The organism is Microbacterium halotolerans (assembly GCF_003569805.1).
GTDB lineage: Bacteria > Actinomycetota > Actinomycetes > Actinomycetales > Microbacteriaceae > Microbacterium > Microbacterium halotolerans.
Genome location: NZ_QVLP01000019.1, coordinates 25,608 through 39,572 on the forward strand (window position 1 = coordinate 25,608; position 13,965 = coordinate 39,572).

Below are 13,965 nucleotides of genomic sequence, written 5' to 3' on the forward strand. Positions count from 1 at the left end.
GAGCCGCCAGCTCACTTCGACGACGTGGTGGGCGAGGAGCTGATGCGGTGCCGCAGGAGCTGGACCGAAGCCCGACTGCGCTCGTCAGCTCGTCGCGGCGGCGAGCGCATCCGCCGCGCGCACGAGTGCCAGGTGGCTGAACGCCTGGGGGAAGTTGCCCATCAGCTGTCCGCTCACGGGATCGTACTCTTCGGCGAGAAGCCCGAGCGGGCTGGCGCAGCCCACGAGACGTTCCATGAGCGACACTGCTTCATCCATCCGGCCCGTTCTCGCGTACTGCTCCACCAGCCAGAAGCTGCAGGCGAGGAACGGATGCTCGTCTCCCGCGAGCCCGTCCGTGCCCGTCGTCGTGCGATAGCGCAGCAGCAGCCCGTCACGCATGAGATCCCGCTCGATATGCGCGACCGTCGCGAGCATGCGAGGGTCGTCGTACGCGACGAACCCGGTCTGCGGAATCTGCAGCAGCGAGGCGTCAGCCTCTGTGTTGTCGTAGGTCTGGGTGAACCCGCCGGTCGCCGAGCTCACGCCGCGAATGAGGATCTCGTCGCGCAGATCGTCGCGCATCCGAGTCCATTCCTCCAACGGCCCTGCGAGTCCGTGTTCGGAGATCGCGCGGATGCCGCGATCGAGGCCAGCCCACATCATGACCCTCGAATGTGTGAAGTGATGCGGATCGCCCCGCATCTCCCACAGGCCCTGGTCCTTGCGATCAGCGTGCGCGGTGACGTAGGCGAGCATGTTGCACTGCAGCGGCCAGGAGAATGCGTCCTCTTCGACGCCCGCGTCGCGCAGTTCGGCGAGCGCGATCATCACCTCACCCACGACATCCGCCTGGAACTGTTCGACCGCCCCGTTGCCGATCCGCACCGGCCTCGAGTCTGCGTAGCCGGCAAGGTGCTCCAGTGTGCGCTCTGGCAGCGATCGCTCCCCCGCCACCCCGTACATGATCTGCAGGTCCTCCGGGTCGCCGGCCACGGCGCGCAGCAGCCAGTTGCGCCAGTGCAGCGCGCCTCGCGTGCGCCCGTGCGTGAGCAGCGCCTGGAGAGTCAGCGCAGAGTCCCGCAGCCAGCAGAACCGGTAGTCCCAGTTGCGCTCGCCTCCCGGCTCTTCCGGGAGGGAAGTCGTCGGCGCCGCCACGATGCCGCCGGTGTCGGCGTGGGTGAGCGCACGCAGCACCAGGAGCGATCGATGCACGGCTTCCCCCCACGGCCCCTGAGTCGTGACGCGGTCGCTCCAGTCATGCCAGTCGTCCCTGGTCGACTCCAGAGCGGCGCCCACGTCGATCGGGGCCGGAGGCTCGGCGTGTGAGGGCGTCCAGGTGAGCACCCAGGTGCACGACTGTCCGGCCGATAGCGTGAAGGCGCCGCCGTGGCGCGCGCCGTCCGGTTCCAGATGCGGGCCGCGCAGCACGTACGCGTCGGGCCCCGCGATCGCTGTCAGACACTGTTGGCCGTGCGCACGCGTCTTCCGCACCCACGGCGTCACGGCGCCGTATCCGGGGCGAAATCGGAGGTCCACGTCGACGGTCACCTCACCGCTGACGCAGCGGACCTCGCGCACGAGGTCGGCGCGGCCGTCCGAAGCCGGCATGAACTCGACGGTCTCCGCCTCCCCCGTCGGAGTCCGCCATCTCGTGCGGAGAACGAAGGTGCACTCCTCGTACCGCCGGTCCTCCACCTCGCCGTCGCGGGGCGCGATCAGCCAGCGCCCGTCATCAGGCGTGCCGAGGAGCGCCGTGAACACAGCGTCCGAATCGAATCTCGGCAGGCACAGCCAGTCGATGCTGCCCCCGCGGGACACGAGCGGGCCGGTGTGCAGATCGGCCAGGAGCGCGTAGTCGCTGATCGGAGAGGTCATCGCCCCAGGCTCGCACACTGCGCGCCGTGCTCAGTCGAAGCTGCCGAGCACGGGTTCGCCGGGAAGCGGCGCGTAGCGGAGCATCAGTGTGCCGTTGTCCCCCACAGTCACCGGCTCCAGCAGCCTCATGTTCGCCGGCCGCGCGCCGTCGGGGAACACCTTCTTCCCCTGCCCCAGCACGATCGGATACACCCAGAGCCGCAGTTCGTCGTAGAGATGCTCGGCGAGCAGCGTCTGCACGAGGTCGATGCTCCCGATCACGTGGACGTCGCGATGGCGCTGGCGCAGAGCCGGGATCTCGGTCGTGAGATCTACTCCGACCCTCGTGGAGCCCTCCCAGTCGAGCCGCACATGCGAGTCACGGGAGGCGACGTACTTCGGGACGCTGTTGAAGAGCCTGCCGATCTCTCCCTCCGGCCCCGTAGTGTGGTTCGGCCAGTAGCCGGCGAAGATGTCGTATGTCCGCCGCCCCAACAGCAGCGCGTCAAGGGTCTCCATGCCTGCCATGACGCTCGCACCGACTGCCTCACTGGGATGACCCGCCTGCCATCCGCCGAAGCGGAACCCGTCGCTGGTGTCCTCATCCGGCCCGCCCGGCGCCTGAGCGACACCGTCGAGCGTGGTGAAGAGATCGATGATGATGCGTTCGGTCATAGCGTGCTCCCTTGCGCGAATGCAGCGGTGGGACGAGACCATCGTGTACGGGACGCTTCGCTCGCCGCCGACGATTCCTCGGCCTGTTGGAGTTCCCGATCCGGCTGCCGACGATCCCACGTTCGCAACAATCCGCCCCACCGTCAATGGGGATCGCGACCTATGCCCTGGTGCGCTCTGCCAGTGCGGCGACGACGGGAAGAGAACACAGCGCCAGCACGACGGCGACCGCGAACAGGATCGAGTAGGAGCCGGCGGTGAGTGTCAGCAGCACGCCGGCGAGCGCCGGTGCGACGGCCTGCGGGAGGAGGGTCGCCCATCCGAAGTATCCGAGATCGCGGCCGTGGCTCTCTTCGGATGGCAGCACGTGCAGCAGCAGGAGCAGATCCGACGTCACGTATGCACCTCGTCCCAGGCCGGAGACCACCGCGTACGCGATGAGTCCGGCGATGCCGGGGATCAGGATGGGCAGACCGAGGCCGAGCGCTCCGATCACCGTCGCGACCATCACCGTGGCGACGCGGTTTCTGCGGGCCGCCCTGGTAGCTGCCAGTGCGCCCACCACAAGGCACGCGATGTGCACGCCGACCACCGCGGCGAGAGTTCGCCCGGCATCCGCGGCGTTCTGGTCCGTGCGATCGATGACGATGTACAGGAGGTAGACGAGCACCATCTGCTGCCCCAGAACCACCAGCACGCGACCGATGAACACTCGACTGAACCCCCGGGAGCGCCACAGCGCTCGCCACTCCCCGGGACGGCGGCGCGGACGAGGGTCCGTGACGGTGCGATCCGGATTCAGCAGGACGAAGCTGATCATTCCCGCCACGAGCAGGAGCGCCGCTCCCAGCGTGGTCAGACCGAGGTCGTCGATGGTGGCGCCGGCCGCAACGGCGCCGACAGCGAGCCCGAGCGCTGCTCCAGCCCCGTAGTACGCGGCGGTGCGTGCACGAGCGGGTTCGGGCACGCGATCGGCCAGCACCGCGTCGAGAGGTGATTCGATGACGTTCAGCAGCGGCTGCGCGATGAGCCATCCGAAGGCCACAGCGATCACGGTGTCGGCCTGTCCCAGCCAGACCACGGCGACGGCCGAAGCGATGGCACCGGCGACGATCCACGGCGTCCGTCGGCCGAAGCGACCCTTCGTCCTGTCCGACCAAGCCCCCACCAACGGCCTGATCGCGATCGTCATCGCTGACGACGCCGTCATCACGATGGCGAGATGGACGTCCTTGTTCACCGGATCCGCGTTCTCCAGCAGTGCGGGAACGATGACGCCGCCCAATGCGGCGTACAGAAGGTTCAACAGAAGATTCGCACCGAGCAGCGACATCGGCAGAGATCGCTTCACCTGCATGATCTTCTCACGAGCGCGGTCACCGGTGAGGGGCGTCGTGCAGATCCGGATGTCCGGATGGTGCACCGGAAGGCTCTTTGACAACGGGGGCTCAAGATTCGATGGGGCACACGCCCCGGAAGGGCACGAAGATGCCCATTTCATTGAGCCGATTCGACGCCAGCCCCGACTGGTGGGAGCGGCTCGGCCTGCACAGCGGCCGAACGCAGGAACAAACTGGACGAGGAACGTGAATTCGCAGAACAGCGCGGACTCGGTTGGGAGCGGATCACGACGGCGTTCACCGCGATCGACTCGGCCGAGCAGATCACAGCGGGACGCTGGGCGGGATCCTCTCGCGGCGAGGCGACCGCCGGGCGGGCTGCCCGAGGTGTTCGGCTACCCGGAGCGCGCCCGCGAACTGCGCGAGAGCGGCGTCAGCCCGCACGAGCACCGGCGCGCCCGCGAGACAGTGGGGTCGCGGATCGCGACGGTTCCCGTGGACGAGGACTGACGCCCGCGTCGTCGCACGCGATTCTGTCGCGCCGCAGCCAGAAGATCTCCTGGAGATCGTGCATCCGTCTGTGCCCGATCCGAGTTCCGGGGGAAGCAGCGGTCCGGATGAGCGAGGAGATGCGGGAGGGAGACGCCGGCAAGACACGCGAAAAGCCCGCCAACACGCCGATGCCGTATCTCGCGGCCGCTGCCGTCATAGCTCGGACCAGCGGGAGGCCGCACCTTCGATCCGCGCGGAATACGCCGCGCTGGGTCGCCGCCTCGGTGGGGGTCACGAACACCAGAGTCCCGCCGGGCCGCAGGATGCGCTGCGCTTCAGCCAGGACAGCAGCGGGATCCGGATGCACGTGCGCCAGATTGGCGCAGACCACCGCATCGGCAGCTTCGTCGGGGAGTCCGGTGCTGATCGCGTCCGCGAGGATGCGGCGGGTGATGCGACCGCGCACAAGCGCCCTTTGCGTCATCCATCGGGAACGGTCCACCCCCACAACCTCGCGCGCCGATAGTGCCGCCGCGGCCAGCCCCGTTCCCGTGCCGAGGTCGACGACGACACCGTCGTCGGGCACAGCCGCGGCGACGACGCGGGCGACATCCGCGGTCAACGGCGTGTCCCATGCGAGGTCATAGACCAACGAGTACGCGCTCCAGAACCCTGCGGCGAAGCTCATCGCCCTTCGCCGAGACGTTCTTCCCTGTCCTGCGCGGCCTTCTCGGCGACCCTCCCCCGAAACGACATGAATCCATAGATCACCGCGAAGACCGCCAGGATTCCGACGGCGATCCCCCAGCTGCCCTGGCTGATCGCCACGATGGCGAGCACAACGGGAAGGATCCACGGAAGCAGCTTCAGGAAGAAGTCCATCACCAGATCACCAGCTTGCCGCCGCCCGGCCACAGGAGGTACGCCCCGTAGAGCGCGAGCGCACCGCCGAGCGCAAACAGTTTCCAGTCGCCGCCGATGATGCTCGGCAACCAGAGGATCGCGGCCAGACCGACCCCGAGGAGCACGAGGCCGTACAGCTTCATCAGCAGATTGCCTATGAAGTCGCCCGCTGCCTCTGCGCCTTCGAACACCGCATCGGCTTTCTCCGCCGTACTCATGCGAGCGCGAGGAGCCGTCGCGTCGCCGGCTTCGTGAGCCGTGGTACCGCTCTGAGTTCCCGTCTGGTGCTCGGCAGCGACGGAAAGGAAGGGCTTCAACCGGTCGGCGAGCTGGGACCAGCCCGAGTCGCCCATCTGGCTTCCCTCGTTCTCCGCCCAGACGGCGATCGCCCACTGCGCGGCCTGCCCATGTATCGCATCGGCGAACTCGGCGAACTTCCGGTCCCGCCCGACGAGCTCCTCGACGATCCGCACGATCTCGTCTATGTGCGGAGTGATGTCGCCGTTCCAATCGACTGAGTGAACCGTGGAGGCGACTTTATCTGTGAGCGACCTTTCTTCCGCCGTGAGATCTGTCATCTCCAGTGCCCGCCGTGAGCCGAGCACACGAGGCCCGTATCGTTGCATGCGGAGCACGTCAGTCTGCCAGCTATGCCGGACGCCCGACCGCCATTGCACGCCTGGCAGTCGTTCAGTGTGCGATGACACTTGGTGCAGCTGTTCATGTCTTCCTCTCTGTTCATCGGCCCTTGTGGGGAAGAGCCGACTCTGCGGTCCCGATCGCGCGGGGACCTGGTTTGTGTGCGACACCGATTCGGCGGCCGATCCGCGGGCATCGTCCGTGGCTGCAGGCCGTCAGCTCGGCAGCGAGCGGTGCCACGAGAGCGACGCCACCGAAAACGAACTCAGCCGCTGTCTCATTGGAATGCCTCCGTGATCGAGGAGGACTGGTTCTGATTCGAAACACCGTCGTAGATGTTGCAGTAGGCGACGATCTGGGTGCCGGCGAGCGCCCGATTCGCCGCACCGCTCACGACGCCGTTCTCGTAGCCAGCAGCATCGAGCGCGGCATCCATCGCCTCGGTCTGCTCATCCGAGAAGGACGAGAGCAGCCCCGTGTCGTCGGCCATCGCGGCGAACTCTCCGCAGGTCGGCACGGAGGCCGCGCAGCCGGTGAGCGTCGCTCCGAGAAACAGTGCAGTGGCGGCAAGACCCGTGAGACGGGATAGACGACGCATGGGATTCCTCCGTCAGTTGTCAGTTGCTCCCCGACGATGAATCTCGCCGGGGTCTGACCTCACGCTAGGAGCAAGCGGCGGATCAGTCGCGTGACTTCCGGACTCCCGAACACTCCTGAACGATTCTGCGCGTCGGACTGCCGGCGGCACATCGAGTGCTCCGGGGCGGAAGAGGCGCAGGGAGATCACCGTTGCGATATCTCGCGGCCCCTTCATGTGAGAGGCGCTCGTACAGCGGGGCTGTGCGGTGTCACCGAGCCTCTCGGAATACTGCACCACGTTCGAAACCGTTCGGAATGAGCGAGGAACACCCGTTCTCGGCCCCGGCCTCTCCTACTCTGGGACCAGAAACCCTGACCCGAACAGGAGAGCCCATGCTCGAAGACGCCGCCGCCGTCCCGAACACCGCAGAGCGCGGTTCCGAACGGCGCGAGCGCCTCGAACAGAGCCTCCTTCACGGCAGGGAGGGCGTCGCGCAGTCGCTGAACGCTGCCCGGCAGGATCTCGGCCTGTCCTACCGTGCGCTCGAGGCGCGCTCCGGTGTGAAGATCGCCACTCTGCAGGGATGGCTGACCGGGAAGTACGTGCCGCAGACCGGCATGCGGCAAGAGTTCGCACGCCTCGCCGCCGTGCTGGACGTCGCCGACCCTCCAGGAACGACGGGCGGCGCCGGCATCGAAGCCTGGTGGGCGGCGCTGCGCGGCACCGCCAGACCGCGGCGCGCAGGGGCCGCCGCACCGTACCCCGGCATGCGCCCCTACGATCTCCGCACAGCGAGCGACTTCCCCGGCCGCGCGGCGCAGCGCAGCGAGTTGACCCTCCGCATCGAGGAACGCCTGCGAGGAGAAGCACGACCGCTGCTGATCGTCACCGGTCGCAGCGGTGTCGGGAAGTCCTCACTCGTCGCCGCCGCGGTCGCCGCCACGGATGAACCCGCGCGTCTGCTCACGCCCTCCCCCGCTGCCCTCCCCGTGCTCGACGCGGTGCTCCGCGAGGCTCCCACCGCACCCCGCGTGATCGTCCTGGATCAGGCGGAGGGTCTCTGGGGAGAGGATGACGATGTGCCAGGTGCCCTGATCCTCGAGCGCATCACGGCGCTCCAAGACCGCGGCAACCGCATCGCGCTGGTCGTCGTGATGCGCGCCGACACGATCGCACCTGCCACAGACGCGCCTGTCCTGCGCGACGGGCTGGAGCGAGCGCACGTGGTGATCGGCCCCATCACCCGCGAGGATGCGCGCGCGATCGTCCTCGAACCCGCCGCACGAGAAGGCATCGCAGTCGATCCGGCGCTCGTGCAGGTGATCCTGCACGATGCCGGCGCCGGGCCCGCGCTCTCCGAACGTGCCACAGGCGAGGCCCTTGTCGGGGCGCTCCCGCTGCTGTCCCAGACCATGCGCGCCCTCTGGGAGCAACGCACCGCACCGGAACGCATCACAGTCGCCGACTATCACCGCGCAGGCAGCCTCTCCTCCTCAGTCGAGCGCGCCGCGGAAGACGCCTACGCCCAGCTGGGCCCCTCCGCACAAGACGCCTGCTGGCCCGTCCTGCGGGAGATGATCCGCCTCGACGGCGCAGTTCCCGGCCGACGCGTCATCCCCGCCGACCGGCTCACGGATCCCACCGCGCGCGAAGTGATCGCCGTCTTCCGCGACGCGCACCTGCTCGTCTCGGACGACTCAGGCGTCACGATCGGGCACGACCTGCTGATGACGACCTGGCCGCGGCTGACCGTATGGCTCGCTTCCGTGCAGGAATGGGACGCCGCGCGCCGGATGCTCGCACGGTATGCCACGCTCTGGGATGAAGCGGGACGCCCCGACGACCTCCTCTCCACTGGAGCGAGCCTCGGTGTGCTCGACCACGAGAACGAGGCCGACTTCACCCGCGCCGAACGAGACTTCCTCGCCGTCAGTCGAGATGTGCAGAACCGGAAGCTCCTCGAGGCTGAAGCAGAGAATGCGCGCTTGAAGACATCCACCCGGCGCTTCCGCATCGTCACCCTCGTCGCCACTTCCCTCGCCGTCGTCGCGATCGTCCTGGGCATCAGCACCACAGTCGTCGCAGGGCGGTTGGACCAGGCGCGCGCCGCGGCGATCGGCGGGGAGATCGCGGCCCGTTCGACGGTCGTCGCGGAGACCATGCCTGGCGAGGCCGCGCAGCTCGCCGTCGCCGCGCATGCCGTCGATGAGACCCCGTCGACACGCTCCACATTACTGTCGGTGACTGCAGGGCCACAGCCGCGGCGCCTTCTGACCCATTCCGGGAGCGGCGCGGTCGCGGGGCTCGATGATCTCGTCGCCGAGGGCACGAAGTCGCATCGGGTCCGTCTGATCGACCCGCTCACAGGCGAGATCACCGGACAGATCGAGACGCCGGGTTCGCATCTCTACGGCATCGACATGGTCGAAACCGACGGCAGACGGCTCCTGGCCGCGACAGGGGAAGACGTCTCGGGTGAACCCACGGACAGTTGCGTCTGGGACATCACCCGCACCCCCACCGAGCTCGGCTGCGTCACCGTGCCGTCCAAGTCCGACAGCGTCGCGCTGCTGGACGACGGGACGGGCGCACTGTTCGGCGGCGCGGACGGCACCATCCAGCGACTGCGCATCGAGGGCGACAGCGCCACTGCCATGGCCAGCGTTCCGGGCCCCTCGCTCGAGGGTGAAGAGTCGCCGGGCGCCGTCATGGGACTCGACGCCGCTGCAGGCACGGTAATCGCTGCCACCGGCACCGGCGCCGTCGCAGCGCTGACGGATCCGCTCGGTGCCGCCGAATGGTCGACGGTGCTTCCCGGAGCGATTGCGCAGTCCGCGACGCTCTCACCCGACGGTTCCCGCTTCGTCATCCCCACCCAGGCGTTCACGCTCGAACTCGGCGACATCGATGCGCACGGCGAGCCCACGTTCACGGATACTGCGCAGGGGTTCGAATCGTGGGCGAACTCCGCGGTGTTTCTGCCGGATGGACGGATCGTCGGTGTGAGTTCCGATCAGACGCTGCGCTTCTTCTCCGCTGACGGCGTCCTCACGGGCACGCATGCGCTGCCGTCTCTGCCGACCTCGATCGCGCTGGCAGGATCAGCGCTCGCAACGTACACGGCCAACGGAACGACGACGCTCTGGCCAGAGGGGTCCTTCCCTGCTCCAACCGAACGCGGCCGCATCTTCAGCGTCGAGGCGGCGCAAGGCCCGAACAGCATCGTCGCCACTCTCGGATCCGGCGACGGCCGGCTGACCGCCCAGCGCCAGCACGACGACGGCACCCGTACCGAGCTCGCGGTGCCCGAGATCGACGTTCTCACCCGCTACGGAATCGCCGTCTCGCCCGACGGACGTTTCATCGCCACCGCAGGCTACGGCCGGATGTTCGTCTGGCGCGTCGGCGAGGACGCACTCAGCGTCCCCACCGTCACCGAGACTCTCGACGGGGCGCTCATCACGGATCTGCAGTTCTCACCGAACGGCACGCGCATCTCCGTCGCCGACCAGTACACGGACACGGTGGAGATCTTCCGTCTCGCCGAAGACGGCTCGGAGAACGCGGGCGTCGCCGTCGATCTGGAACTGCAGATCCCTGTCACGACAGGATGGACATCAGCGTTCGCCAGCGCCGACACGTTCGTCGTGCACGACGGCACATGGATGCTCGCTGTCTGGGATCTCGCTGCGGGCAAGAAGACCGGGGCGTTCGACCTGGACGGCCAGCGGCCAGCCACGATCGTCGCCCGCCCAGGCCACCCCACTCAGATCGCCTACGCGACCGACGACCTCGAGGTCGGCATCGTCGATTTCTCGGACCCTGCGGACCCGATGTTCCTGGCACGCGTGAGCGGCCTCACCGACACACCCCGCGACATGTCCTTCTCCAGCGACGGGTCACGGCTCGCCGTCGCCGCCGTCAGCCATGTCGACATCCGATCCGTCTCCGAGGACGGCACCGAGATCAGCGATTCCGAGCTGAGACTCACGGGACCGATGCGCACCGAGATCACGGATGCCGACTTCCTCGACGACGACACCCGCATGGTCGCATCGACCTATGGCGGACTGCTGTGGTGGTGGGACCTTGATACCGATCGCGCCACAGCCCGCATCTGCGAGGCCGTCGGCGACCCGCTCACGATCGACGAGGCACAGGCGCTGGCGCCCTCGCTTCCTGCCGATGCGAAGCTGTGCCGAAGCTGATGATCTCGAATCATGCTGACCCGCGTGACAGCGTCAGTCACATACGCAAGAACCCCCGGCTGACCGGGGGTTCTTCGCTTGCTGGGGTACCTGGACTCGAACCAAGAATGGCGGTACCAGAAACCGCTGTGTTGCCAATTACACCATACCCCAAGGGCGTGACCGGAGTCTCGCACCGAGGAATCAGTTTACCCGACGCGATACCGGGCACCAAACTGAGCGGGGCACGCGTGTCGTGCACCGCTCAGTCTGCCGCTACGCGGCGAGGTGATCGGCGAGCGCAGCAAGGCGACGCACCGACTCGTCCCGGCCGAGCAGCTCGAGCGACTCGAAGAGCGGCGGAGAGACGCGGCGTCCCGTCACAGCGACGCGCGGCGGGCCGTACGCCAGACGCGGCTTGAGCCCCATGCCGTCCACGAGGGCCTCCGACAGTGCGGTCTGGATCGCCTCCGCGGAGAACTCCCCCACGCTCTCCAGCGCGGCAGCGCATGCACGCAGCACATCGCCGGCGTCGTCCCCGAGCTTCGCGACTGCTTCCTCGTCGTAATCGACGTCGTCGACGAACAGGAAGCCGAGAAGCCCGGGGGCATCGCCCAGCAGCGGCAGCCGCTCCTGGATCAGCGGCGCGGCCCTCGCGATCATCGCGCGCTCGTCATCGGTCGGCTCAGCCGCCACGACCCCGTCCCGCACCAGGTACGGCAGGATGCGCGAGGCGAAGTCGTCGGCATCGAGCATGCGGATGTGGTCTCCGTTGATCGACTCCGCCTTCTTCTGGTCGAATCGGGCGGGGTTCGGGTTCACATCGGCGACGTCGAATGCTGAGATGAACTCCTCGAGCGAGAACACGTCGCGATCCGGCGCGATCGACCAGCCGAGCAGTGCGAGATAGTTCAGCAGCCCCTCGTGGGTGAAACCCTTGTCGCGCTGGAGGAACAGGTCGGCACGGGGGTCGCGCTTCGACAGCTTCTTGTTGCCCTCGCCGAGCACGAGCGGCAGGTGCCCGAAGCGCGGGATGAACTCGGCTGCCCCGGCCTCGATGAGCGCCCGGTACAACACGATCTGACGCCCCGTGGACGGCATCAGATCCTCGCCGCGCAGCACGTGCGTGATACCCATCAGCGCATCGTCGACGGGGTTCACGAACGTGTACAGCGGCACGCCGTTCGGGCGCACGATCACGAAGTCGGGGAACGATCCGGCGGGGAACGTGATCTCACCGCGCACCAGGTCCTCGTAGACGATGTCCTCATCCGGGACCTTCAGACGCAGCGCAGGCTGGCGCCCGTCAGCGCGGAGCACCGCCCTCTGTTCGTCGGTCAGCTCGCGGTCGTAGTTGTCGTAGCCCTGCTGCTTCGGCCGACCATTGGCTTCATTGCGGGCATCGATCTCCTCGGCCGTCGAGAAGCTCTCGTACACGAGCCCTTTCTCGATGAGCGTGTCGAGAACCCCGCGGTGCAGGTCGTGCCGCTCGGACTGCCGATACGGCGCGTGCGGGCCGCCGACCTCGACGCCCTCATCCCAGTCGATCTCGAGCCAGCGCAGCGCTTCGATCAGCTGGTCGTAGCTCTCCTGGCTGTCGCGCGCGGCGTCGGTGTCTTCGATGCGGAACACCATCTTGCCGCCGTTGTGGCGCGCGTAGCCCCAGTTGAACAGGGCGGTCCGGATGAGTCCGACGTGCGGCAGACCGGTCGGCGACGGGCAGAAGCGCACTCGGACGTCGGATCCGGTCGCAGTCGTGGTGCGGGAGTCAGGAGTAGGCATCGACACAATCCTAGCCGCCTGCCCGCACGTCACACCGGCCCGTCTGCGGCGACGGCCGGATCAGTTCATCTGGGAGAACAGCGTGAACATGTATGCCAGGAACGAGCCGGCACTGATGAAGAACAGGATGAACGGAAGAACGAACCCGACGATCGAGATGACGAGCGCCCAGATGCTCATGGCTCTGCCGGGGCTGTGCTTCACGATCGCGACGATGGCGATGATCAGCGAGGCGATCACGAACGGGATGAACAGGCCGCCCACGATCGGGAGGAAGCGCAGCACGGCCGCGGGGATCGCGATGCTCAGCGCCGTGATCGCGAGCGCCTTCGACGGCGGAGCGGCGCGTCCGCCCGGCGCGGCGTACATGCCCGGCGGGGCGTAGACCGCCTGCGGCTGTGCGGTGTGCGCACCTGGCGGGCCGTACACCGGCGTCTGCATCTGCCCCTGAGGTGCGGCTGCGTATTCGGGTTGTCCCGCACCCGCATACGGCGCCCGCCCCGCGTCTCCCGGCTGCTGAGCGTCCGGCCGCCCTGGCTCCGGCGTGCCGCCCGACTGCGGATCGCTGCTGCTCATCTCCCCATGCCCTCGGTCAGGCGGCGTTCCGCGCGGTGTTGCGCAGGGTTCCGACACCGGGGATCTCGACCTCGACGGTGTCGCCGGCGTCGAACGGGCCGACGCCTTCCGGAGTTCCGGTGAGGATCACATCTCCCGGCAGCAGTGTGAATGCGGCGGAGATGTACTCGATCAGCTGCGGAATGCGGAACACCATGTCGGTGAACGGCGCGCGCTGCTTCACCTCGTCGCCGAGGCGCGTGATGACCTCTCCCTGCAAGTAGTCGAACTCCGTCTCGATGGCGGGCCCGAGCGGCAGGAAGGTGTCGAAGCCCTTCGCCCTCGACCACTGCCCGTCGCTGCGCTGCAGGTCGCGAGCGGTGACGTCGTTCGCGACCGTGTACCCGAACACGTATCCGAGCGCGTCATCGGCCTTCACGTTCTTCGCGATCCGCCCGATCACCACGGCGAGCTCGCCTTCGAAGTGCGTGTTCTGCGATTGCGGCGGGCGCACGATCGTGTCGCCGGGCCCGATCACCGACGTGTTCGGCTTCAGGAACAGCAGCGGTTCATCCGGAACCTCGCCGTCGAACTCCGCCGCGTGCGCCGCAAAGTTCTTGCCGACGCAGACGATCTTCGAGCGCGGGATCACCGGCGCCAGCAGCGCGGCGTCGCCGAGCGGCACGCGCTCGCCCGTCGTCTCGAACCCGGCGAACATCGGGTCGCCCGCGAGCACGACGAGCTCCTTGTCGTCGAGAACCCCGTAGCGGATGGCATCGTTGTGACTGAACCGAGCGATCTTCACGCGGCCAGCCTACCTGTGCAGCCGGGCACGACCACACCACGGGCAAGGCCCGATCTGAGCGGCCCGCGGGTGGTGCGATGGCAAGGCCGAGGTAGGAAGGGCACCGATAGTGCCCTGACCGACGACAACGCCGCCAGCGGGCCGCCCGCCCCACACGCTGAGCGGTTCGCG

Annotated in this window: 11 protein-coding genes and 1 tRNA gene; 1 reads left to right on the plus strand and 11 read right to left on the minus strand. The window is 67.9% G+C overall.

Translation table 11 applies throughout. The features are described from left to right. Positions 1–84: 84 nt before the first annotated feature. From DZG09_RS16365 to DZG09_RS16395, 7 genes are all read right to left on the minus strand, one after another. On the minus strand, positions 85–1,857 hold the full coding sequence (locus DZG09_RS16365) for a glycoside hydrolase family 15 protein (RefSeq protein WP_119698833.1): 1,773 nt from the start codon (positions 1,855–1,857) through the stop codon (positions 85–87). Between the two features lie 30 nt (positions 1,858–1,887). Further along, positions 1,888–2,511, minus strand: coding sequence for a dihydrofolate reductase family protein (locus tag DZG09_RS16370; RefSeq protein WP_119698834.1), 624 nt, complete (start codon positions 2,509–2,511; stop codon positions 1,888–1,890). 160 nt (positions 2,512–2,671) lie between these two features. Further along, a complete protein-coding gene (locus DZG09_RS16375) occupies positions 2,672–3,934 on the minus strand; it encodes an MFS transporter (RefSeq protein WP_205529218.1) in 1,263 nt (420 codons plus the stop codon). 350 nt (positions 3,935–4,284) lie between these two features. Next, entirely contained in the window at positions 4,285–5,031 is a 747-nt protein-coding gene (locus DZG09_RS16380; RefSeq protein WP_119698836.1) for a class I SAM-dependent methyltransferase, read from the minus strand. Further along, positions 5,028–5,225: a hypothetical protein gene (locus DZG09_RS16385; protein ID WP_119698837.1), complete on the minus strand. Its 198-nt coding sequence runs from the start codon at positions 5,223–5,225 to the stop codon at positions 5,028–5,030. Before DZG09_RS16385 ends, DZG09_RS16380 begins: the two co-directional genes overlap by 4 nt. After that, positions 5,225–5,824: a hypothetical protein gene (locus DZG09_RS16390; protein ID WP_162893374.1), complete on the minus strand. Its 600-nt coding sequence runs from the start codon at positions 5,822–5,824 to the stop codon at positions 5,225–5,227. Before DZG09_RS16390 ends, DZG09_RS16385 begins: the two co-directional genes overlap by 1 nt. A 338-nt stretch (positions 5,825–6,162) precedes the next feature. Further along, positions 6,163–6,483, minus strand: coding sequence for a hypothetical protein (locus DZG09_RS16395; RefSeq protein ID WP_119698839.1), 321 nt, complete (start codon positions 6,481–6,483; stop codon positions 6,163–6,165). A gap of 374 nt (positions 6,484–6,857) precedes the next feature. On the opposite strand from DZG09_RS16395, the gene DZG09_RS16400 reads away from it, so the two are divergent. After that, a complete protein-coding gene (locus DZG09_RS16400; protein ID WP_119698840.1) occupies positions 6,858–10,673 on the plus strand; it encodes an nSTAND1 domain-containing NTPase in 3,816 nt (1,271 codons plus the stop codon). A gap of 81 nt (positions 10,674–10,754) precedes the next feature. Here DZG09_RS16400 and DZG09_RS16405 read toward each other — a convergent pair. From DZG09_RS16405 to DZG09_RS16420, 4 genes are all read right to left on the minus strand, one after another. Continuing rightward, a tRNA-Gln gene (locus tag DZG09_RS16405) sits at positions 10,755–10,826 on the minus strand. Positions 10,827–10,928: 102 nt separating this feature from the next. Further along, positions 10,929–12,434: a glutamate--tRNA ligase gene (gene gltX / locus DZG09_RS16410; RefSeq protein ID WP_119698841.1), complete on the minus strand. Its 1,506-nt coding sequence runs from the start codon at positions 12,432–12,434 to the stop codon at positions 10,929–10,931. Positions 12,435–12,494: 60 nt separating this feature from the next. After that, entirely contained in the window at positions 12,495–13,010 is a 516-nt protein-coding gene (locus DZG09_RS16415) for a hypothetical protein (RefSeq protein WP_162893375.1), read from the minus strand. 16 nt (positions 13,011–13,026) lie between these two features. After that, positions 13,027–13,794, minus strand: a complete 768-nt coding sequence (locus DZG09_RS16420; protein ID WP_119698843.1) for a fumarylacetoacetate hydrolase family protein — start codon at positions 13,792–13,794, stop codon at positions 13,027–13,029. Positions 13,795–13,965 lie beyond the last annotated feature (171 nt).

What these genes read in the sequence shown, in the direction of transcription:
- DZG09_RS16390 (WP_162893374.1), bottom strand. Translation starts at nt 5,824, where the DNA reads ATGACAGATCTCACGGCGGAAGAAAGGTCGCTCACAGATAAAGTCGCC.
- DZG09_RS16380 (WP_119698836.1), bottom strand. Translation starts at nt 5,031, where the DNA reads ATGAGCTTCGCCGCAGGGTTCTGGAGCGCGTACTCGTTGGTCTATGAC.
- DZG09_RS16415 (WP_162893375.1), bottom strand. Translation starts at nt 13,010, where the DNA reads ATGAGCAGCAGCGATCCGCAGTCGGGCGGCACGCCGGAGCCAGGGCGG.
- gltX (WP_119698841.1), bottom strand. Translation starts at nt 12,434, where the DNA reads ATGCCTACTCCTGACTCCCGCACCACGACTGCGACCGGATCCGACGTC.
- DZG09_RS16370 (WP_119698834.1), bottom strand. Translation starts at nt 2,511, where the DNA reads ATGACCGAACGCATCATCATCGATCTCTTCACCACGCTCGACGGTGTC.
- DZG09_RS16400 (WP_119698840.1), top strand. Translation starts at nt 6,858, where the DNA reads ATGCTCGAAGACGCCGCCGCCGTCCCGAACACCGCAGAGCGCGGTTCC.
- DZG09_RS16395 (WP_119698839.1), bottom strand. Translation starts at nt 6,483, where the DNA reads ATGCGTCGTCTATCCCGTCTCACGGGTCTTGCCGCCACTGCACTGTTT.
- DZG09_RS16365 (WP_119698833.1), bottom strand. Translation starts at nt 1,857, where the DNA reads ATGACCTCTCCGATCAGCGACTACGCGCTCCTGGCCGATCTGCACACC.
- DZG09_RS16385 (WP_119698837.1), bottom strand. Translation starts at nt 5,225, where the DNA reads ATGGACTTCTTCCTGAAGCTGCTTCCGTGGATCCTTCCCGTTGTGCTC.